This window comes from Gemmobacter caeruleus (genome assembly GCF_008271655.1).
Taxonomy (GTDB): Bacteria; Pseudomonadota; Alphaproteobacteria; order Rhodobacterales; family Rhodobacteraceae; genus Gemmobacter; species Gemmobacter caeruleus.
Genome location: NZ_VKKX01000022.1, coordinates 632872 through 654381, shown reverse-complemented (window position 1 = coordinate 654381; position 21510 = coordinate 632872). Strand labels below are relative to the sequence as shown.

Sequence of the window (21510 nt, the reverse complement as noted above, 5' to 3'; positions counted from 1 at the left end):
CAGGCAGGGGGCGCTCGCGCCCCCTCTTTGCTGCGCAAATTCACCCCCTGAGGATATTTGAAAACAGATGAAAAGGCAGGATTTGCCCTCATCTGTTCAAAAATATCCTCGGGGGTGCGGGGGCAGACAGCCCCCGCGCGCGGGTTCAGCCGGCGAAAGGATCGACCGGATAGCCGACACCGGTCAGATAGAGCCCTTGCGGCGGGCAGACGGGGCCACAGGCGGCGCGGCTGCGGGCCTCAAGCGCGTCGCGCACCGCCTCGGGCGCCCAGGCCCCGGCGCCCACCCGTTCCAGCGTGCCGACGATGGATCTGACCTGATTGTGCAGGAAGCTGCGCGCGCGCAGGTGAAAGCGGAACTCGCGCCCGCCGGGATAGTCCAGCTCCTCGATGCGGATTTCGTCCAGCGTCTTGACCGGCGATTTCGCCTGGCAGATCGACGAGCGGAAGGTGGTGAAATCGTGATGCCCGACCAGATGCGCCGCGCCTGCGCGCATTGCATCGCCGTCAAGCGGGTTCAACACCTGCCAGACCAGCCCCTTGTCATGGGTGACCGGCGCGCGGCGCTGCACCAGACGAAAGGTATAGCGCCGTTCCGTCGCGGAAAAGCGCGCGTGGAAATCATCGGCCACGCGCGCGACCTGCACCACCGCGACGGGGGCGGGTTTCAGGTGCCAGTTCAGCGCCTCGGACAGGCGGAACATGTCCCAGTCGCGGGCGAGATCGCAATGGGCGACCTGGCCCGTCGCATGCACGCCCGCATCGGTGCGCCCGGCGGCGGCGATGGTATGGGGGCCGGGTTCCAGCCGCGCCAGCGCCGCCTCGACCGCGCCCTGCACCGAGGCGCGCCCCTCGGCCTGGCGTTGCCAGCCCGCGAAGGGGCCGCCGTCATATTCGATCCTGAGCGCAAATCTGGGCATGTCCCCCGCCTAGCGCAGCCTTGCGCGGGTCGCAACACGCGGATTTGTGCCATTCGCGCCGGGGCGGGGGTTTCGCTGCATCCGCGCTGTCTTTATATGGGGGCGCCCGGCCCGGGTTCCCCCTGAGTCGCGGGCCAAACCGCTTTTGTGCCTTGCACATTGCCCCACGTTCACGAAGGACCACGTCCGCATGTCTCTTACCGGCCTTTTCTCGTCGGATATGGCGATCGACCTCGGCACCGCCAATACGCTTGTCTATATGCGGGGCAAGGGGATCGTGCTGAACGAGCCTTCGGTGGTGGCCTATCACGTCAAGGACGGCAAGAAGCAGGTGCTGGCCGTGGGCGAGGACGCCAAGCTGATGCTGGGCCGCACCCCCGGCAGCATCGAGGCGATCCGCCCGATGCGCGACGGTGTCATCGCCGATTTCGACAGCGCGGAGGAAATGATCAAGCATTTCATCCGCAAGGTTCACAAGCGCACCACCTTTTCCAAGCCCAAGATCATCGTCTGTGTGCCGCATGGCGCGACGCCGGTCGAAAAGCGGGCGATCCGCAATTCGGTGTTGCAGGCGGGCGCCCGCCGCGCCGGTCTGATCGCCGAGCCGATCGCCGCCGCCATTGGTGCCGGTATGCCTATCACCGAGCCGACCGGCAGCATGGTCGTCGATATCGGCGGCGGCACGACCGAGGTCGCGGTGCTGAGCCTGGGCGACATCGTCTATGCCCGTTCGGTGCGGGTGGGCGGCGACCGCATGGATGAGGCGATCATCTCCTATCTGCGGCGCCATCAGAACCTTCTGGTCGGCGAGGCGACGGCCGAGCGGATCAAGACCTCGATCGGCACGGCGCGGATGCCCGATGACGGGCGTGGCGCCTCGATGCAGATCCGGGGGCGCGACCTGCTGAACGGCGTGCCGAAGGAGACCGAGATCAACCAGGCCCAGGTGGCCGAGGCGCTGGCCGAACCCGTGCAGCAGATCTGCGATGCGGTGATGCAGGCGCTGGAAACCACGCCGCCCGATCTGGCGGCCGATATCGTGGACCGGGGCGTGATGCTGACCGGGGGCGGGGCGCTGCTGGGCGATCTGGATCTGGCGCTGCGCGAACAGACCGGCCTGTCGATCAGCGTGGCCAATGAATCGCTCAATTGCGTGGCGCTTGGCACCGGCAAGGCGCTGGAATACGAAAAGCAACTGCGTCACGTCATCGACTACGATACCTGATCCCCTGAACCGGGGAGGGCCGTCCCTTGGCACGCAATCGCACATCGCCCGAAGAATATACCCGCCCGATCCGCCGGATTCTGGTGGGGCTTCTGGTGCTGTTCCTGCTGGCGGTGTTTCTGCTCTGGCGGATCGACAGCCCGCGGGTGGAACGGTTCCGCACCGCGCTGATCGACCGGGTGATGCCCAGCTTTGACTGGGCCATGGCGCCGGTCACCCATGCCACGACCATGGTGCAGGGATTCCAGAGCTATCAGAGCCTTTACCAGCAGAACCAGGAGCTGCGCGAGGAGCTGAAGCAGATGCGCGGCTGGAAAGAGGCGGCGCTGCGGCTGGAGCAACAGAATGCCAAGCTGCTCGACCTCAATCAGGTGCGGCTCGACCCCAAGCTGACCCATATCACCGGCGTGGTGATGGCCGATAGCGGCAGCCCGTTCCGCCAGTCCGTCTTGCTGAACGTGGGCGCCCGCGATGGCATCCGCGACGGTTGGGCGGCAATGGATGGCATCGGGCTGGTCGGGCGCATTTCTGGTGTGGGCAGGCGCACCGCGCGGGTGATCCTGTTGACCGATACGAACAGCCGCATTCCGGTCGTGGTGCAGCCCTCGGGGCAAAAGGCGCTGCTTTCAGGCGACAACAGCGCCGAGCCGCCGCTGGAATTTCTGGAAAAGGCCGATCTGGTGCGCCCGGGCGACAAGGTCGTGACCTCGGGCGATGGCGGGGTGTTTCCCGCCGGGCTGCTGGTGGGCGAGGTGATCCAGAAGCCCGACCGCCGGTTGCGCGTGGTGCTGGCCGCCGATTACGAAAGGCTGGAATTCCTGCGCGTGCTGCGCAGTCACGATCTGGAGCCGATCACCGATCCGGGCGGGCTGGTGACGCCGCCGGTGGGGGCCGATGTGATCGGCCCGCCGCCCCCGCAGGCCGAGGTGGATGCCGAGGCGCCGTCCGGGGATGGCAATGGTTGATCCGCTGCGCCGCGACGTGCTGGTTCATCGCGGGCTTTATGTGCTGATGGCGCTGGCGCTGCTGTTCCTGCGGCTGTTGCCGCTGGGCAATGGCGCGAATGGCCTGCCGGGGCCGGATCTGCTGCTCTGTGTGACGCTGTGCTGGCTGTTGCGGCGGCCCGATTACCTGCCGGCGCTGCTGATCGCGGCGGTGTTCCTGCTGGAGGATCTGCTGCTCTTGCGGCCGCCGGGCCTGTGGACGGCCATTGTCCTGCTGGGCACCGAGGTCTTGCGGTCGCGCATCGCACTGACCCGTGAATTGAGTTTTCCGCTGGAATGGCTATTTATCGGCCTGTTGATGACAGCCATGTTCCTGGCCTACCGGCTGGCCTTTGCGGTGACGCTGATGCCGCAGGTCGGCTTTGGCTTTGCCATGGTGCAGGTTGTCGCCTCCATTTTGGTCTATCCGCTGGTGGTGTGGCTCTCGCATCTCACGCTGGGCGTGCACAAACCCGGCATGGGCGAGGTGGATGACATGGGACGCAGGCTATGAGACGCAACCCGAAGGATACCGAGGAAAGCGCCCGCAAGGTGCGCCGCCGCGCCTTTCTGATGGGCAGCGCCATGGGCGCCTTTGTCGCTGTTCTGGGCGCGCGGATGCGGTATCTGTCGGTCGATCAAGCCGACCAGTTTCAGCTTCTGGCCGAGGAAAACCGCGTCAATATCCGGCTGATCCCGCCGGCGCGCGGGCTGATCCATGACCGCAACGGCAAGCTGATCGCTGGTAACGAACAGAATTACCGCGTGGTCATCACCCGCGAGGAGGCCGGCGATGTGGAACAGGTGCTGCGGCGCCTGGCGGCCATCGTCCCGCTTTCGGCCGATGACATTGCCCGCACCCTCAAGGAAACCGAACGCCGGTCGTCCTTTGTGCCCATCATCGTGGCCGACCGGCTGAGCTGGACCGATTTTTCCAAGATCGCGCTCAATGCGCCCTCCTTGCCCGGGGTGACGCCCGAGGTGGGGCTGAGCCGCATCTACCCGCTGGATACCGATCTCGCGCATGTGGTGGGCTATGTCGGCCCGGTGTCGGAGCGCGATCTGGCCGGGCTGGAAAACCCCGATCCGGTGTTGCAGATCCCGAAATTCCAGATCGGCAAGATCGGCATCGAACGCTGGCGCGAGGATGCCTTGCGCGGTCGTGCCGGGCAAAAGCGCATCGAGGTCAACCATGTCGGCCGCGTCATGCGCGAACTGGGCCGGATCGAGGGCGACCCCGGCGACGACCTGCGCCTGACCATCGACGCGGAGATCCAGAATTTCACCCAAGCGCGGCTGGGCAACGAAAGCGCCGCCGTGGTGGCGATGGATGTGCGCAATGGCGATCTGCTGGCCATCGCCTCGTCGCCGTCCTTTGACCCCAACCTGTTCGTGCGTGGCATCAGCCGGGCCGATTATGCCATGCTGACCGAAAACGACCACCGTCCGCTGGCCGACAAATCGGTGCAGGGCGTCTATCCGCCGGGATCGACCTTCAAGATGGTCACCGCGCTGGCGGCGCTGGAAAGCGGGCTGGTCAATCTGGGCAAGGGCGTCTACTGCCCCGGCCATTACGAGGTGGGCGGCCGCCGCTTCCACTGCTGGAAACGCGCGGGCCATGGCACCGTCACGCTCAATTCCGCGCTGGCGGAAAGCTGCGACGTGTATTTCTACGACGTGGCGCTAAAGGTAGGCATCGACAAGATCGCCGAGATGGGCCGCAAGCTGGGTCTGGGCGTCAAGCATGACCTGCCCATGTCGGCCATCGCCGCCGGCACCATGCCCGACAAGGCGTGGAAGATGGAAAGCTATGGTCAGGAATGGCGCATCGGCGACACGGTCAATGCCTCGATCGGGCAGGGCTATGTGCTGACCTCGCCGCTGCAACTGGCGGTGATGGCGGCGCGCATCGCCTCGGGGCGGGCGGTGTCGCCGCGGCTGGTGCTGGCGGTCGGCGATCAGGATGTGCCCCCCGCCGAGGCCCCGCCGCTGGAGATCGACCCCGATCACCTGACCGCGGTGCGGCGCGGCATGTATGAGGTGATGAACGGCGCGCATGGCACGGCCAAATCTTCGCGCATTGCCGATGATACCATGCTGATGGCCGGCAAGACCGGCACCGCGCAGGTGCGCAACATCTCGGCCAATGAGCGCGCCTCGGGCGTGCGGTCGAACGATTCGCTGCCCTGGCGGTTCCGCGACCATGCGCTGTTCGTCTGCTTTGCGCCCTATGACAATCCGAAATACGCGGTCTCGGTCGTGGTGGAACATGGCGGCGGTGGTTCGACCGTCGCAGCGCCCATTGCGCGCGATGTGCTGCTGCGCTGCCTGACCGGGGGCATTCCGCCGTTGTCGGCCTATCCCGCGGCACAGCGTGGCCGGATCGAGACGCAGTTCAAGGAAATGAAGCTGCGCGAGATCGCGGAGCCGTCGCAAGGCCGGTCGCGGGCATGAGGGGCGGGCGATGAGCTTTCTGGAATATCGCATCAAGACGGCGCCCAGCGGGCTGCGCAAGGTGCTGTTCGTCAACTGGCCGCTGGTCCTGCTGATCAGCGCGGTGGCGGCGGTCGGTTTCCTGATGCTCTATTCGGTTGCCGGCGGCGACATTGCCCGCTGGGCCGAGCCGCAGATGAAGCGGTTCGGCGTCGGCATGGTGCTGATGTTCGTTGTGGCCTTCACCCCGATCTGGCTCTGGCGCAACCTGTCGGTGCTGGCCTATCTCTCGGCCTTCGCGCTGCTGATCGTGGTGGAGGTGGCGGGCCGCGTCGGCATGGGCGCGCAACGCTGGATCGAGCTGGGGCCGATCATCCTGCAACCGTCAGAGATGATGAAATTCACCCTCGTGATGATGCTGGCGGCCTATTACGACTGGCTGGACCCGAAAAAGGTGTCGCATCCCCTGTGGGTGTTGCTGCCGGTGCTGATCATCGTGGCGCCCACGGTGCTGGTGCTGATGCAGCCCAACCTCGGCACCTCGGTCATGCTGCTGGCGGCGGGGGCGGCGGTGATGTTCTGCGCCGGGGTCAGCTGGCTTTATTTCGCGGGCGTGGCGGGCATCGTGGGCGGCGCGGTCTGGGGCGTGTTCCATTTCCGCGGCACGCCATGGCAGTTCCTGCACGATTATCAATACAAGCGGATCGACACGTTCCTCGACCCGACCGCCGATCCGCTGGGCGCGGGCTACAACATCATCCAGGCCCAGATCGCGCTTGGATCGGGCGGCTGGGGCGGCAAGGGTTTCATGCAGGGCACGCAATCGCGGCTGAACTTCCTGCCGGAAAAGCACACCGACTTCATCTTCACCACCCTGGCCGAGGAATTCGGCTTCATCGGGGCCTTCTCGCTTTTGATGCTATATGCCGCGATCATCGGGTTCTGCGTGGTGTCGGCCATGCAGAACCGCGACCGCTATTCGCAACTGCTGATCCTTGGGGTGGCGGCGAACCTGTTTTTCTATATCGCGGTGAACCTGTCGATGGTGATGGGCATGGCCCCGGTGGTGGGCGTGCCGCTGCCGCTATTGTCTTATGGTGGCTCGGCCATGCTGGTGCTGCTCGTGGGCTTTGGTCTGGTGCAAAGCGCGCATGTGCATCGGCCGCGCTGAATGAAAACGCGCCCCGAAGGGCGCGTTTGCGGTTCCGGTCTCAGCCTTCGCCACCCGGGCGGGGCGGCAGGCCCTTTGCCAGGTCGCGCGCCTGAGCCACCCATTCGTCGCGGGTGACGCGGCCCTTGAAGCCCTCCAGGTTTTCATCCACCCAGGCGATTTCGGCGGCGGTCCAGCCGGCGATCTGGTCGAAATGATAGAAGCCGAGGCTATGGAGCAGCGCCTCCAGTTTCGGCCCGACGCCCTTGATCAGCTTCAGATCGTCGGGCTGGCCGTCGCGCGCGGCCTCCAGCCGGGCGGGGCGGGCTGCGATCAGCGCCTCGGCCAGCGGTGCCTCGGCGGCCATCAGCGGGGTGACCATCGCCGGCTGCGGCACTGGCATGGCATGGGGCGCTGGCGCGGCGGCGTCGCGTTCCAGCGTGGCAATGCGGGCGGCCTGATCGCGGCCCTTTGCCTCGCACTCCGCCAGCTTGCGGCGCAGCCGATCCGCCTCGCCGCTGTCAAGCCGCGCCGGCGCCTCGGCCCGGCGGCCCCAGATCAGCCAGCCGGCGATCAGCCCGATCAGCGCCGCCAGCGCGATCAAAACCCAGATCTCACCCAGCAGAAAACCCCAGTTCCTGAACATCGCGAACCTCCTGTCCCACACTCATTCCGACCAGATGACGGTCGTGCGCCGGTTCCTTGCCCGGCCTTCCTCGGTTGCGTTATCGGCCACGGGCTGCGCCGCACCATAGCCCTGCGCGCGCAGCGTCGCGGCATCCACCCCGCGCGCGATCAGCGCCGCGCGCACGGCATCGGCGCGCCGCTGGCTGAGCCCGATATTCGCCAGCGTATCGCCCGACGCATCGGTATGACCGCCGATCTCGGCCCGGAGGCCCGACCCGGCACAGGGCGCGATGACACCGGCCAGCCGGTTCAGCACCCGCAGCGCCGAGGCATCCAGCCGGTCGGATCCGGTGACAAAGGTCACGGTCGTTGCGCTCAGCACCGCATCGGCCTCGGCCTGGCAATTGGCCTTGTCCACCGCAAAGCCCGCGACCGGCAGCCAAAATCCCGCCGCCAGCCGCTCGGTCTGACCGCTGGCGGGGTTGGTGCGTTCGGTGCCTTCGGGCGCGTCCGGCGCCACGCTTTCCACCGTCAGATCGACATCGCCCAGATCGGCCGCCAGCCCCGCGCGCATCAGATCGAGATCGGCGCCGCGCCCCAGACCCGCCACCACCACCGGCCGCCCCGTCGCCGGCAGGCTGACGCGCAGCCGCTCCAGATCGGGCAACCAGCGTTTCAGCGCGGCGAACAGGCCCGGCAGCGGCGGTGCATCGCCCAGAAGCGCCTGTTGCGCATTGGTGGCGATGCCATTCAGCCCCAGGCGGTCTTGCAGCGCCGCCAGATCAAAGCCGCGCGGCAGCTTGCCAGAGATCATGGCCCCCGACATCGCGCTGTAATCCAGGCTCCAGTCTGGCGGCGTGCCGTCATCCAGCAAGGTCAGCGTGGCGGTGGTCAGGTCGGGCGGCACGCGCGCCAGTTCCGCCTCCACAGCGGCCTTTTCGGCCGGGCCGGTCACCGCGCCCGTCAGGCGCAGCAGGCCGTCGGTCACATCGGCCTTGCCCTGCACCATCAGCGCCAGCGCCGCATCCGCGGTCTCCAGCAGCCCGACCTGCGACACCGGCGCGCCCGAGGCAAGGGTCAGCCCCGCCACCTTGTCGGCGCCGAACCGCGCGGCCAGAGTCTCGCGCGCGGCCTCGCTCGGGACATGCCCGCTGAGCGTCAGCGCCCCGGTCGCGTCGCGTTCGACCTGCGTCGTATAGGGTTTGGCCGGGGTCAGGATCGTCAGATCATCGCGCAGCACGCGCCGGCCCGGAACCGCATCATAGGCGGCGATCAGCAGGGCTTTTTCCTCGGCGCTGTCGGCCAGACCGGCGATCTCGATATCGCGGCCGCGCACGGTGGCGGTGACACCATGCACCGACCCGGCGCCGATCCCCTCCGCCGCGGCGGCGATCGCGCGCTCCATCCGGGGGGCGTCATGGCTGCTGCCCCACCAGCCCAACAGGGCGACCCCGCCCAGAAGCACGCTCCAACCCAGGGTTTTCCGCACGGCACCACTCCTTTCCGACCCGCACGCGCCCAGCCTGCCGCCCCGGCGCCCCGGCCACAAGGGGGAGTTTGCGGGGAGTTTGCGCGCGACCGCGTCAGAATGGCGTCAGGCGTGCAACTGTGCCCAGCGGGTGATCAACTGCCCCTGAAGCACCTTGGCACGGCGATTCCAGGCCTCGCCGCCCGGGGGCGATTCGCGCTCCGACAGGCTGAGACCGGCGCGGCGTTCGGCATCGGCGGCAAAGATGGCAAAGGCCAGACGCCGCCCGCCCGGCGGTTCGATATAGCCCGCCAGCGCAGAAACGAAATTCAGCGTGCCGGTCTTGGCCCGCACCCGCACCGGGTGACCCTTGATCGGCTTGCCCTTGTCGTCATGCATGCCGTGTTCCTTGAGCAGCCCGGGCAGCGCACCGCCCTGCACATCGACCAGAAGCCGCACCATCTGTGCCGCCGAAATGCGCGAGGCCGCGCCCAGCCCGGAATGATCGGCGATCACCGGCGCGATGCCGTGCCGCGCCTTGGCCCATTCGCGCATCGCAAAGGCCGAAGCGCGGTGCGTCGCCGCCTGCGAGGCCGACATGCCCGCCACCTCGGCGGTGAGATTGGTCGAATGTTTCAGCATGTCGCGCAGAATCTCGGCCAGCGGCGCGCTGTCCTGCCGGGCCAGAACCTGCCCCTCGGGGCGGGTTTCGGCCAGATCGGGCTCGGGCAGGGCGATGCCATGGGCGGCAACCAGCGTGCGGAACACCTCGCCGGCATAAAGCGCGGGGTGGCGCACCGGCAGCCAACGCGCGCCGCCCTTGCCAAGCGCGGCCGAAGCGACAGTCCAGGCCTCGTCGCGCGGGCCGCCCTTGTAGGTGAACAGCGGCGCCTCGCGCTGCGCGATGCTGACACGGGCCAGCGTGACCGGCGGCACAAAGCGTTCGGCGCGCGCATCCATCGACAATTGCCATTTCCCAGACCCGGCACGGCGCCATTCGAAATGCACACGGTTGAAGTTCAGGTTCAGCCCGGAAATCGCCGGGTTGTAGCCGACGAAATCGGGCTGCTCGGTGTCGATCCGCTCCATCCGGGGCAGCGCGGCATCCCAAAGCAGAAAGCGCCCGGTCACCCCCCGGATGCCGGTAGCGGCCAGTCGCGCCGCCAGATCGCCCAGCATGTCGGTATCCAGCACCGGATCGCCGCCCCCCGCCAGCACCAGATCGCCCTGCACCACGCCGCCCTGCACCGGCCCGGTCGCCAGCACCAGCGTCGCAAAACGATGCGCAGGCCCCAGACGATCCAGCGCATAGGCCGCGGTCAGCGATTTCATCACGCTGGCAGGCGGTTGCGGCGCGTCGGGGTCATGCGTCTCGATCACCGCGCCGGTTGCGGCATCGGCCAGCACGAAGCCCAGCGTGCCGCCCAGCTTGGCCGCCGCGATCAGCCTGTCGGTGCCGACGGCCTCGCGCCGGGTGGCACCGCCATCTCCGCGCCGGCGCGGCAGCGGCGAGGTCAGCGGCGCCTCGGCCAGTGCCGGCGCGGCCAGACCCGCCAGCAACCCCGCCATCATCCCGCGCCGCGTCAACTGCATCAGACTCATCCCCTCTTGCATCGGTCTTTCCCATATCCCGCGCCGCGCCGCGCGAAAACCCCGCGCCAAAGGATGTGAACGGCAGGGCGGCTTCCCTTGCGGGCGGAACCTTGCTACACCCGCGCGCCCTGCCGCATCGGAGCCCCGGATGTCTGCCGCCCTGACCACGATTGCCGACCTCGTCGCCGAGGGGCTGGCCGACCCCGCCGAGGCGGAGGCGCTGACCCGCGTGACCGACCGCTTTCGCCTGCGCCTCTCGCCCACGATGCGCGCGGCACTGCCCTCGGGCGGCATCGCCGCGCAATTCCTGCCGCAGCCGCGCGAGCTGACGATCCGCCCCGAGGAGCGCACCGACCCGATCGGGGACCGCGCCTTCAGCCCGGCCCCGGGCCTGACGCATCGCTACCCCGATCGGGTGATCCTGGCGGTGACCCAGGTTTGCGAGGTCTATTGCCGTTTCTGCTTTCGCCGCGAGACGGTCGGCGCGACCGGCATCCTGCCTGAGGCCGATCTGGCCGCCGCGCTGGCCTATATCGCCGCCACACCCGCCATCCGCGAGGTGATCCTGACCGGGGGCGATCCGCTGTCGCTTTCGGCCCGGCGGCTGGGCGCGGTGCTGGACCGGCTGGAGGCGATCCCGCATCTGGAGACGCTGCGCATTCACAGCCGGGTGCCCGTGGTCGCGCCCGAGCGGCTGGATGCGGCGATGATCGCCGCGCTGGACCGGGAAAAGCCCGTGCATCTGGTGATCCATACCAATCACCCTGACGAACTGACGCCCGAGGCCTGCGCCGCGCTGCGCCGGCTGAACCGGGCGGGGGTGGCCATGTTCTCGCAATCCGTGCTGCTGCGGGGGGTGAACGACGATGCCGGGGTGCTGGAGACGCTGTTCCGCGCGCTGCTGCGCAACCGGGTGAAGCCCTATTACCTGCACCATTGCGACCTGGCCGAGGGCACCAGCCATTTCCGCACCACCATCGCTGAGGGCCGCGCGATCATGGCAGAGCTGAAGCGCCGCCTCTCGGGCCTCGCGCTTCCGGCCTATGTGCTGGATATTCCCGGCGGCGCCGGCAAGGTGGCGCTGACGCCCGGCATGGCCGAGGAACTGGCACCCGGTGCATGGCGTGTGACCGACCGGCTGGGACAGGCCCATCTCTATCACGACCCCGACCGCGCCTGACCCGCCCCGCGCGCGGCCCCGGTCGGGGCGCACGATCCTTCGTCGAAGGATCGAATCCCCCTTTCCTTTCCCGTCTCGCCCGGTATAGTCCGGCGCCATGACCACGGGCCAACATATCATTTCCCTGCGCGCCTGCGCCTCGGCCACCCGTGGCCTGCTTCTCCTTACCTGCCTCTGAGCGTGCCTTCGGGTGCGACCGCTCAGAGGTGTCCAGCACCCGGGACCGGAGACAGCAGAGACAGCAAGGATATACAGATATGACCGCCCCCAACACGCAAGACCGCGTCGTCATTTTCGACACCACCCTGCGCGATGGCGAACAATCGCCCGGCGCCACCATGACCCATGATGAAAAGCTGGAAATCGCCGGCTTGCTGGATGAAATGGGTGTGGACATCATCGAGGCGGGCTTTCCGATCGCCTCGGAGGGCGATTTCAACGCCGTGTCCGAAATCGCGAAACGGTCGAAGAACAGCACGATCTGCGGGCTGAGCCGCGCAAATTTCAAGGATATCGACCGCTGCTGGGAGGCGGTGAAGCACGCCGCCTCGCCGCGCATCCACACCTTCATCGGCACTTCGCCGCTGCACCGCGCCATTCCGAACCTGACCATGGATGAAATGGCCGAGCGCATCCATGAAACCGTCACCCATGCCCGCAACCTGTGCGACAATGTGCAATGGTCGGCGATGGATGCGACGCGGACGGAACATGATTACCTGTGCCGCGTGGTCGAAATCGCGATCAAGGCCGGCGCGACCACGATCAACATCCCCGATACCGTGGGCTATACCGCGCCGCGCGAAAGCGCCGATCTGATCCGCATGTTGCTGGAGCGCGTGCCGGGGGCCGACGAGGTGATCTTTTCCACCCATTGCCACAATGATCTGGGCATGGCGACGGCGAACAGCCTGGCCGCGGTCGAGGCGGGGGCGCGTCAGATCGAATGCACGATCAACGGCCTGGGCGAACGCGCCGGCAATGCCGCGCTGGAAGAGGTCGTCATGGCGCTGAAGGTCCGGAATGACATCATGCCCTACCGGACCGGCATCGACACGACCAAGATCATGCATCTGTCGCGTCGGGTCTCGACCGTTTCGGGCTTTGCGGTGCAGTTCAACAAGGCCATCGTCGGCAAGAACGCCTTTCTGCACGAAAGCGGCATCCATCAGGATGGCGTGCTGAAGAATGTCGAAACCTTTGAAATCATGCGCCCCGAAACCATCGGCCTGACCGCGAAGAACATTGCCATGGGCAAGCATTCTGGCCGCGCGGCGCTGCGTGCCAAGATGAAGGAACTGGGCGTCGAACTGGGCGACAACCAGTTGAACGACCTGTTCGTGCGCTTCAAGGCCTTGGCCGACCGCAAGAAAGAGGTCTATGACGACGATCTGCTGGCGCTGGCCAAGGATGCCGACACGCATGAGGCGCATGACACGCTCCAGGTGAAACGGCTGCGCGTGATCTGCGGCACCGAAGGCCCGCAAGAGGCCGAGCTGACGCTGGCCATTGACGGTGTGGAACATGCGATCGACGCGACCGGCGATGGCCCGGTGGACGCGGCCTTCAACTGTGTCAAGATGCTGTGGCCGCACAAGGCGCGGTTGCAGCTCTATCAGGTGCATGCCGTGACCGAAGGCACCGATGCGCAGGCCACCGTCAGCGTGCGGATCGAGGAAGAGGGCCGCATCGCGACCGGTCAGTCGGCCGATACCGATACCATCGTGGCCAGCGTGAAGGCCTATGTGAACGCGCTGAACCGCCTGATCGAACGCCGCAAGAAATCCAATCCCGGCGACGATGTGAAGACGGTCGATTACCGCGACGCCGGCTGACATCCTGCGCCCCTTTCCGCGCTGCGGAAGGGGGCGCACGGGCTTTTGCGGTGACAGCGCGGCGCCCGGCGGCTATGGTGCAGCCCAAGAAAGCCCGGAACCGGGCGGGTGTGGCAGAGCGGCGAGTGGGCATGGCAGGCGTGGCGCGCAGCGCATGGTGGCAAGAGGCGTGGGTCCAGGCGATGAACCGTCTGGCGGCCCGTCGTGCCGCGCGGGCGGAACCCGCGGCGGGCTTTGTCTCGCAGCCCGAACCCCGCACCATCGGGCTTTATGCGCGCGGCAAACAGCTTGTCGCCGGGAATTTCCTGTTCGCCGGTCACCTGGTCGAGGCGCCGGGGCTGGATCTGTGGGATATCGCCCGCCCCAGCCCGGCCTATGAGGCCGAATTGCACGGCTTTGCCTGGCTGGACGATCTGGCCGCCGTGGGCGATCCGGCGGCGCGCAAGCGGGCGCAGGACTGGACCTTTGGCTGGATCGCGCGGCACGGGCGCGGGCAGGGCATGGGCTGGTCGCCTGACCTGACCGGGCGTCGGCTGATCCGCTGGATCAACCACGCGATCCTGCTTCTGGGCGGGCAGAACCGCGACCGCTCGCTGGCCTATTACCATTCGCTGTCGCAGCAGACCCTGTTCCTGTCGCGCCGCTGGCAGGCCGCCTCGCCGGGCCTGCCGCGATTCGAGGCGCTGACCGGGCTGATCTATGCCGGCCTTGCCCTGATCGGGATGGAGGATCACGTCGATCCCGCCGCCGCGGCGCTGGCGCGCGAATGCACGCGCGAGATCGACGCCCAAGGCGGCATCCCCACCCGCAACCCCGAGGAGTTGCTGGAGGTGTTTACCCTGCTCACCTGGGCCGCACAGGCGCTGGCCGATGCGGGCCGCGTGGTGCCGGCCAGCCACCTGGAGGCGATCGAACGCATCGCCCCCACGCTGCGCGCGCTGCGCCATGCCGATGGCGGGCTGGCGCGGTTTCACGGCGGCGGGCGCGGGCTGGAGGGGCGGCTGGATCATGCGCTGGCCAATTCCGGCGTGAAACCGGCGCCGCATCCCGGCCCGGCCATGGGGTTCGTGCGGCTGTCGGCGGGGCGGTCTTCGGTCGTGGTCGATGCCGCGCCGCCGCCGGGCGGGCAGGCGGGGGCCTCGGCCCATGCCTCGACCCTGGCTTTTGAGCTGACCTCGGGGCGGCGGCCGGTCGTGGTGAATTGCGGATCCGGCGCGCCCTTTGGCGCCGACTGGCACCGCGCCAGCCGCGCCACGCAAAGCCATTCCACGCTCAGCATCGACGGCTATTCCTCGTCGCGCTTTGCCCATGACGGGCGCGAGGTGCTGGAGCTTTGCGCCAATGTCGCCCCCTTGCAGAATGCCGCCGGCGACCCCGATCCGCATCTGCTGGCCGGGCATGACGGCTGGCGTGCCACCCATGGCGTGCAGCATCTGCGCGATCTGACGCTGTCGGCCGACGGGCGGCATCTGGCGGGGGTGGACATGCTGCTGGCCGAAACCCCCGACGATCAGGCCCGGCTGACCGCGCTCTATCGCCGGCAGCGCGCGGGGCTGGGCTTTGCCATCCGCTTTCACCTGCACCCCGATGCGGATGTCGCGCTGGACATGGGGGGCACGGCGGTTTCCATCGCGCTGCGTTCGGGCGAGATCTGGGTTTTTCGCCATGACGGGGCCGCGCGCCTGTCGCTGGAACCTTCGGTCTATCTCGAAAAGGGCCGTCTGATGCCGCGCGCGACCCGACAGATCCTGCTCAGTGCAGAATTGAAGGGGTTTGAGGCCCGTATCGGCTGGACCTTGGCGAAGGCACAGGATACTCCGCTGGCCATCCGCGACCTTGACCGGGAAGACCCGACCTCCCGCCCCTGATCAGGAGAGATCCATGCACAGCGCCTCCGCCACCCCGCCCGTGAACCTTGTGCCCGTGGGGCGCGCCCTGATTTCCGTTTCCGACAAGACCGGGCTGGTGGATTTCGCCCGCGCCCTGGCGGCGCAGGGGGTGGAACTGATCTCGACCGGCGGCACCTCGGCGGCGCTGCGGCAGGCCGGTCTTGCGGTGCGCGACGTGTCCGAGGTGACGGGCTTTCCCGAGATGATGGATGGTCGCGTCAAGACGCTGCACCCGATGGTGCATGGTGGCCTTCTGGCGCTGCGCGACGATGACGAACATCTGGTCGCCATGGCCGCCCACGGGATCGAGCCGATCGACCTGCTGGTGGTGAACCTCTATCCCTTCGAACAGACCGTGGCGCGTGGCGCCTCTTATGCCGAATGTATCGAGAATATCGACATCGGCGGCCCGGCGATGATCCGCGCGGCGTCCAAGAACCACAAATTCGTCAATGTCGTCACCGACCCGCAGGATTACGACGCCCTGCTGGCCGAGATGAAGACCCATGACGGCGCCACCTCTTACGCCTTCCGGCAGCGGCTGGCGCTGACCGCCTATAGCCGCACCGCCGCCTATGACGCCGCCGTGTCGGCCTGGATGGCGGGGGCGATCAAGGAAACCGCGCCGCGCCGCCGCGCCTTTGCCGGCCAGCTGGCGCAGACCCTGCGCTATGGCGAAAACCCGCACCAGTCCGCCGCCTTCTATACCGATGGCACGCAGCGTCCCGGGGTGGCCACCGCGCAGCAATGGCAGGGCAAGGAACTGTCCTACAACAATATCAACGACACCGACGCGGCCTTTGAACTGGTGGCCGAGTTTGACCCGGCGCAAGGCCCGGCCTGCGCCATCATCAAACACGCCAATCCCTGCGGCGTGGCGCGTGGTGCGACGCTGGCCGAGGCCTATGCCCGCGCCTTTGACTGCGACCGCACCTCGGCCTTTGGCGGCATCATCGCGCTCAATCAGCCGCTGGACGAGGCGACGGCGCGCGAAATCACCGGCATCTTCACCGAGGTGGTGATCGCCCCGGGCGCGAGCGCGGAGGCACGCGCGGTGTTCGCGGCGAAAAAGAACCTGCGCCTGCTGACCACCGACCGCCTGCCCGACCCGCGCGCCAAGGGGCTGGCCTGGAAACAGGTCGCCGGCGGCTTTCTGGTGCAGGACCGCGACAATGGCGCCATCGCGCTGGCCGACCTCAAGGTCGTCACCAAACGCCAGCCGACCGAGGCCGAACTGCGCGACATGCTGTTTGCCTGGACCGTCGCCAAGCATGTGAAATCCAACGCGATCATCTATGTGAAGGACGGCGCGACCGTGGGCGTGGGCGCCGGCCAGATGAGCCGCGTCGATTCGACTCGCATCGCCGCCCGCAAATCGCAGGACATGGCCGAGGCGATCGACGCCGCCGGCCCGCTGACCCAAGGGTCGGTCGTGGCGTCGGATGCGTTCTTTCCCTTTGCTGACGGTCTGATCACCGCGGCCGAGGCGGGTGCTACGGCGATCATCCAGCCCGGCGGGTCGATGCGCGACGATGAGGTGATCGCGGCGGCCGATGAGCGCGGCCTTGCCATGGTCTTCACCGGCATGCGCCATTTCCGGCACTGATCCGATGCGGCGCGTTGCCCTTGCCGCCCTGCTGGTCTTTGGACTGGACCAGATCACCAAGCTGGCCGTGGTCTTTGGCCTGGACCTGCGGGCGCGGGGCGAGATCGACGTGCTGCCGCCGCTCCTGAATTTCCGCATGGCGTGGAATCAGGGGGTGAATTTCGGCCTCCTGTCCTCCAGCACGGAAATCATGCGCTGGCTGCTGATCGTGCTGTCGCTGGTCATCACCGCCTGGGTCTGGATCTGGGTGCAGCGCGGCCAGCATGGCAAATGGATGCAGATCAGCGCGGGCGTGCTGATCGGCGGCGCGCTTGGCAATGTGGTGGATCGCGTGGCCTATGGCGCGGTGGCCGATTTCCTGAACATGTCCTGCTGCGGGTTTGAAAACCCCTACGCCTTCAACGTGGCCGATATCGCGATCTTTGCGGGCGCGGCGGGGCTGGTGCTGTTCGGCGGCAAGGCCGATCGCGGGGGCAGGGCGGGGGCCACCGGCAAGGGCGGCGCGGCAAAACCGCCTCGCAAAGCCGCGCCACCGCGCCGAAAGACCCCGTGACGCGCCCGGGGCTTTGCGCTAAGACGAAGACGAGAACGGCGGGAGTAGGGTATGCAGGCAGTTCCGAAGGCATGTGTGGCGATGGCGCTGATGCTCGCGCTATCGGCCTGTGGCGGATCGGACGAGCCGCAGCTGATGAACCTGCGCTCATCGGGGAACGGGCCGGATGAATTCGCCATCCTGCCGCCCAAGGCCCTGCAAATGCCGCCCAGCCTGTCGGCCCTGCCGCCGCCCACCCCGGGCGGCAGCAACCTGACCGACCCCACGCCCGAGGCCGACGCGATCACCGCGCTTGGCGGTCGCCCCGGTGCCGGCGTCAGCGATGCGGCGCTGGTGGCCTATGCCGCGCGCAACGGGGTTGCCGCCGATATCCGGCAGGTTCTGGCGGCCGAGGATCTGGAATACCGGCGCAAGCATGACGGGCGCCTGCTGGAACGGCTGTTCGACGTGAACGTCTATTTCCGCGCCTATGAGCCGATGTCGCTGGACCAGCATGCCGAATTGGCCCGCTGGCGCCGGCTTGGCGTGGCCAACCCCTCGGCCCCCCCGAAATCGGAGTAAACTCCGCGTCAGCACCCGCCCGCGCCGCTTGACCCCGCCGCGCCCTTGCGTAGCTATGGGGCAGTCCAGCGGGAGGTGCCCATGCGCAAGGTCTTGTCCGGTTTCGTGTTTTTCCTGTCGCTTCCCGTGGCGGCGCTGGCCGGACCGGTCACCCAGTTCAAGCTGGATAACGGGCTGGACGTGGTGGTGATCGAGGATCACCGCGCCCCGGTGGCGGTGCAGATGATGTGGTATCGCATCGGCGCCGCGGATGAGCCGCCCGGCCATTCCGGCATCGCGCATTTCTTTGAACATCTGATGTTCAAGGCCACCGACGATCTGAAGGCGGGCGAGTTCTCCGATATCGTCGAGGCGCAGGGCGGCAATGACAACGCCTTTACCAGCTGGGATTACACCGCCTATTACCAGCGTGTCGCGGCCGATCGTCTGGATCTGATGATGAAGATCGAGGCCGATCGCATGCGCGATCTGCAACTGACCGATGATGTGGTCAGCACAGAGCGCAATGTCATTCTGGAGGAACGCAATCAGCGCGTGGACAGCGACCCGGGCAGCCTGTTCAGCGAACAGACCCGCGCGGCGCAATACCTCAATCATCCCTACGGCATTCCGGTCATCGGCTGGCGGCACGAAATCGCCGCGCTGAACCGCGCCGATGCCGAGGCGTTCTACAAGACTTTCTACGCGCCCAATAATGCGGTGCTGGTTGTCGCGGGCGATGTCACCCCCGAGGCCGTGCGCCAGATGGCCGAAACGCATTACGGCCCCGTCGCGCCCACGGCCGATCTGCCCGCGCGCCACCGCCCGTCCGAGCCGCCGCAACTGGCCGAGCGCCGGCTGACCATGCGCGACGCCCGCGTGTCGCAACCCTTCATCATGCGCAGCTATCTGGCGCCCAAGCGTCGCAGCGGCGACCAGAAAGAGGCGGCGGCGCTGCTGTATCTGGCGGAATTGCTGGGCGGGTCGGGCACGACCAGCCTGTTTGCCCGCCAGCTCCAGTTCGCGGATCCCAAGGCCGTCTATTCCTATGCCTTCTACGATGGCACCGCGCTGGACAGCGGCACCTTTGGCCTGGGTCTGGTGCCCCTGCCCGATGTGAAACCCGAAGAGGCCGAGGCCGCGATGGACAAGGTGATCGCCGATTTTCTGGCCAGCGGCCCCGACCGCCCCGCCTTTGACCGCATCCGCACCCAGTTGCGCGCGGCCGAGATCTATGGCCGCGACGATGCGCAGGGCCTGGCGCAGCGCTATGGCGAGGCGCTCTCGGTCGGGCTGACCGTGCAGGACGTGCAGGATTGGCCGCAGGTGCTGCAAGAGGTGACGCCCGAGGATGTGATGGAGGTGGCCCGCAAGGTGCTGGACCGCCGGCAGGCCGTGACCGGCTGGCTCTTGACCGATGAGGAGGCCGCGCAATGATCCGCCGCGTTCTGACCCTGCTGTTCCTGCTGGCGGCCACGCCCCTGCGCGCCGAGATCGCCATTCAGGAGGTAACATCCCCCGGCGGCATCCGCGCCTGGCTGGTCGAGGAACATGGCATCCCCTTCACCGCGCTGGAAATCCGCTTTCGCGGCGGCACCGCGCTGGATCAGCCGGGCAAGCGCGGCGCGGTCAATCTGATGACCGGCCTGATCGAAGAGGGCGCGGCCGAGATGAATGCCCAGAAATTCGCCGAAAGCCGCGATGCGCTGGCGGCCGAGTTCCGCTTCAACGCCAGCGCCGATTCGGTGGGCGTTTCGGCCCGGATGCTGACCGAGAACCGCGCCAAGGCGGCCGAACTGCTGCGCCTCGCGCTGACCGTGCCGCGCTTTGACGCCGATGCGGTGGAGCGGGTGCGCGGGCAGGTTCTGTCGAATATCCGCGGCAATGCCAAGGAACCGAACGAGATCGCCGGCCAGGTCTTCAACCGGCTGGCCTTTGGCGACCATCCCTATGGCAGTTCGGGCGATGGCACGCTGGACAGCGTGGCGGCGCTGACCCGCGACGATATCGTGGCGGCGCACAAGGCCGCGCTGGCCCGCGACCGCATCTATGTCGCCGCCGTGGGCGATATCACCCCCGCCGATCTGGGCGCGCTGCTGGATCAGGTTCTGGGCGGCCTACCGGAAACCGGCGCCGCCTTGCCCGGCCCGGCGACGGTCGGTCTGACCGGCGGCATCACGGTCGAGCCCTTCCCGACGCCGCAGGCGGTGCTGCTGTTCGGCCATGAGGGGATCGAACGCGACGACCCCGATTATTTTGCGGCCTTCATCCTGAACGAGATTCTGGGCGGCGAACGCTTTGGTTCGCGCCTGATGCGGGAATTGCGCGAAAAGCGCGGGCTGACCTATGGCGTCGGCACCTGGCTTGCCGATTACGATCAGGCCGATCTGGTCGCCGGGCAGTTCGCCACCGCCAGCAAGACCGTCGCACAATCCATCGAGATCCTGCGCGCGGAATGGGCCAAGGCCGCCGAGGGCGTGACCGAGGAGGAACTGGCCAATGCCAAGACCTATCTCACCGGCGCCTATCCGCTGCGTTTTGATGGCAATGGGCCGATCGCCAATCTGCTGGTGGGCATGCAGATGACCGGCCTGCCGATCGACTATCCGCTGACCCGCAATGACAAGATCAACGCCGTGACGCTGGAGGATATCCGCCGCGTCGGTGCGCGGCTGTTCCGGCCGCAGGATCTACGCATCGTGGTGGTGGGCCAGCCCGAAGGCGTGACCTCAACCCCCTGAGGCGCGACGCATCAGGTAGATATCCATGATCCAGCCATGTGCCGCCCGCGCGGCGGCGCGGGTTTCCAGGATGCGCGGCGCCACCTCGGCCAGCGGCCCGGCGATCAGGATCTGTTCGGCCATGCCGACATAGGCGCCCCACCAGATCTCCACCCCGTCTTGCGGGATGGCCTGAAAGGCGCCGCCGGCATCCAGCATCACCACCACCGTATCGGCATCCGCCGGCCAGCCATGGTCGCGCAGGCGCCGCCCGGTGGTGATCTGCACCGGCGCGCCCAGATCGTTCAGCGGAATCGCATGGGCCGCGCACAGCGTCTGGATCGCGGTGATGCCCGGAATGACGCGCAGCGCGACTGCCATCCGCCCCCGCAGCCGCGCGGCGATGCGCAGCGTGCTGTCATAGAGCGACGGATCGCCCCAGACCAGCAGCGCCACGCGCGGCCCGCCACCAGCGGCCAGATGCGCGCGGATCGGCGCCTCCCATGCGGCGGCGATGGCGTCGTGCCAATCCTCCACACCGTCCAGATAGACCGGGTTCGCGGCGTCGCGGCGGGGCAGATCGAATTCCAGCAGGGCAGGGCGGGCCTCGCCCAGCACGCGGTCACAGATCGCGCGGCGCAGCCCGGCCAGATCGGCCTTGTCCTCGCCCTTGAGCGGGATGAGGATCAGATCCGCCCCCCGGATGGCCTGCGCCGCCTCGGCGGTCACATGGTCCGGGTTGCCGGTGCCGATCCCGATCAGAAAAAGCTCGATCATGCAGATGCCCTC

At 67.6% G+C, this 21510-nt stretch carries 18 protein-coding genes; 13 read left to right on the top strand and 5 right to left on the bottom strand.

The window, feature by feature from the left end:
* Nucleotides 1–145: 145 nt before the first annotated feature.
* Nucleotides 146–919, bottom strand: a complete 774-nt coding sequence (truA, locus tag FOA17_RS10135) for a tRNA pseudouridine(38-40) synthase TruA (protein ID WP_149141344.1) — start codon at nt 917–919, stop codon at nt 146–148.
* A 190-nt stretch (nt 920–1109) separates the two neighbouring features.
* On the opposite strand from truA, the gene FOA17_RS10130 reads away from it, so the two are divergent.
* Genes FOA17_RS10130 through rodA form a run of 5 tightly spaced genes read left to right on the top strand, consistent with a single transcriptional unit; the run spans nt 1110 to nt 6731 of the window.
* The gene (locus FOA17_RS10130; RefSeq protein WP_149141343.1) at nt 1110–2144 is read left to right on the top strand and encodes a rod shape-determining protein; all 1035 of its coding nucleotides are present in this window, start codon (nt 1110–1112) and stop codon (nt 2142–2144) included.
* 26 nt (nt 2145–2170) lie between these two features.
* A complete protein-coding gene (gene mreC / locus FOA17_RS10125) occupies nt 2171–3109 on the top strand; it encodes a rod shape-determining protein MreC (protein WP_149141342.1) in 939 nt (312 codons plus the stop codon).
* Nucleotides 3102–3641, top strand: a complete 540-nt coding sequence (locus tag FOA17_RS10120; protein WP_149141341.1) for a rod shape-determining protein MreD — start codon at nt 3102–3104, stop codon at nt 3639–3641. The genes mreC and FOA17_RS10120 overlap by 8 nt, the downstream gene beginning before the upstream one ends.
* Nucleotides 3638–5581: a penicillin-binding protein 2 gene (gene mrdA / locus FOA17_RS10115; protein ID WP_149141340.1), complete on the top strand. Its 1944-nt coding sequence runs from the start codon at nt 3638–3640 to the stop codon at nt 5579–5581. Before FOA17_RS10120 ends, mrdA begins: the two co-directional genes overlap by 4 nt.
* Before the next feature lie 10 nt (nt 5582–5591).
* The gene (gene rodA / locus FOA17_RS10110) at nt 5592–6731 is read left to right on the top strand and encodes a rod shape-determining protein RodA (protein ID WP_149141339.1); all 1140 of its coding nucleotides are present in this window, start codon (nt 5592–5594) and stop codon (nt 6729–6731) included.
* A 40-nt stretch (nt 6732–6771) separates the two neighbouring features.
* On the opposite strand, the gene FOA17_RS10105 is transcribed toward rodA, so the two are convergent.
* The 3 genes from FOA17_RS10105 to dacB all read right to left on the bottom strand — a co-directional run bounded on the left by FOA17_RS10105 (nt 6772) and on the right by dacB (nt 10398).
* The gene (locus tag FOA17_RS10105; protein WP_149141338.1) at nt 6772–7356 is read right to left on the bottom strand and encodes a hypothetical protein; all 585 of its coding nucleotides are present in this window, start codon (nt 7354–7356) and stop codon (nt 6772–6774) included.
* 21 nt (nt 7357–7377) lie between these two features.
* A complete protein-coding gene (locus FOA17_RS10100) occupies nt 7378–8826 on the bottom strand; it encodes an OmpA family protein (RefSeq protein WP_149141337.1) in 1449 nt (482 codons plus the stop codon).
* Nucleotides 8827–8931: 105 nt separating this feature from the next.
* A complete protein-coding gene (dacB, locus tag FOA17_RS10095) occupies nt 8932–10398 on the bottom strand; it encodes a D-alanyl-D-alanine carboxypeptidase/D-alanyl-D-alanine endopeptidase (RefSeq protein WP_149141336.1) in 1467 nt (488 codons plus the stop codon).
* A 148-nt stretch (nt 10399–10546) separates the two neighbouring features.
* On the opposite strand from dacB, the gene FOA17_RS10090 reads away from it, so the two are divergent.
* The 8 genes from FOA17_RS10090 to FOA17_RS10055 all read left to right on the top strand — a co-directional run bounded on the left by FOA17_RS10090 (nt 10547) and on the right by FOA17_RS10055 (nt 20742).
* On the top strand, nt 10547–11578 hold the full coding sequence (locus FOA17_RS10090; protein ID WP_149141335.1) for a lysine-2,3-aminomutase-like protein: 1032 nt from the start codon (nt 10547–10549) through the stop codon (nt 11576–11578).
* 257 nt (nt 11579–11835) lie between these two features.
* Nucleotides 11836–13413: a 2-isopropylmalate synthase gene (locus FOA17_RS10085; protein ID WP_149141334.1), complete on the top strand. Its 1578-nt coding sequence runs from the start codon at nt 11836–11838 to the stop codon at nt 13411–13413.
* A 131-nt stretch (nt 13414–13544) separates the two neighbouring features.
* The gene (locus FOA17_RS10080; RefSeq protein WP_238991776.1) at nt 13545–15281 is read left to right on the top strand and encodes a heparinase II/III family protein; all 1737 of its coding nucleotides are present in this window, start codon (nt 13545–13547) and stop codon (nt 15279–15281) included.
* A gap of 13 nt (nt 15282–15294) precedes the next feature.
* Nucleotides 15295–16908 carry a bifunctional phosphoribosylaminoimidazolecarboxamide formyltransferase/IMP cyclohydrolase gene (purH, locus tag FOA17_RS10075; RefSeq protein WP_149141333.1) on the top strand — a complete coding sequence of 538 codons (1614 nt, stop codon included), beginning with the start codon at nt 15295–15297 and terminating at the stop codon, nt 16906–16908.
* Nucleotides 16909–16912: 4 nt separating this feature from the next.
* The gene (gene lspA, locus FOA17_RS10070) at nt 16913–17461 is read left to right on the top strand and encodes a signal peptidase II (protein ID WP_149141332.1); all 549 of its coding nucleotides are present in this window, start codon (nt 16913–16915) and stop codon (nt 17459–17461) included.
* Nucleotides 17462–17512: 51 nt separating this feature from the next.
* The gene (locus tag FOA17_RS10065) at nt 17513–18022 is read left to right on the top strand and encodes a DUF3035 domain-containing protein (protein WP_203232297.1); all 510 of its coding nucleotides are present in this window, start codon (nt 17513–17515) and stop codon (nt 18020–18022) included.
* Between the two features lie 81 nt (nt 18023–18103).
* On the top strand, nt 18104–19438 hold the full coding sequence (locus FOA17_RS10060; protein WP_149141331.1) for a M16 family metallopeptidase: 1335 nt from the start codon (nt 18104–18106) through the stop codon (nt 19436–19438).
* The gene (locus FOA17_RS10055) at nt 19435–20742 is read left to right on the top strand and encodes a M16 family metallopeptidase (protein ID WP_149141330.1); all 1308 of its coding nucleotides are present in this window, start codon (nt 19435–19437) and stop codon (nt 20740–20742) included. The genes FOA17_RS10060 and FOA17_RS10055 overlap by 4 nt, the downstream gene beginning before the upstream one ends.
* Here the strand turns inward: FOA17_RS10055 and cobF are convergent.
* Nucleotides 20731–21498: a precorrin-6A synthase (deacetylating) gene (gene cobF / locus FOA17_RS10050; protein WP_149141329.1), complete on the bottom strand. Its 768-nt coding sequence runs from the start codon at nt 21496–21498 to the stop codon at nt 20731–20733. The two genes, FOA17_RS10055 and cobF, sit on opposite strands and share 12 nt — an antisense overlap.
* Nucleotides 21499–21510 lie beyond the last annotated feature (12 nt).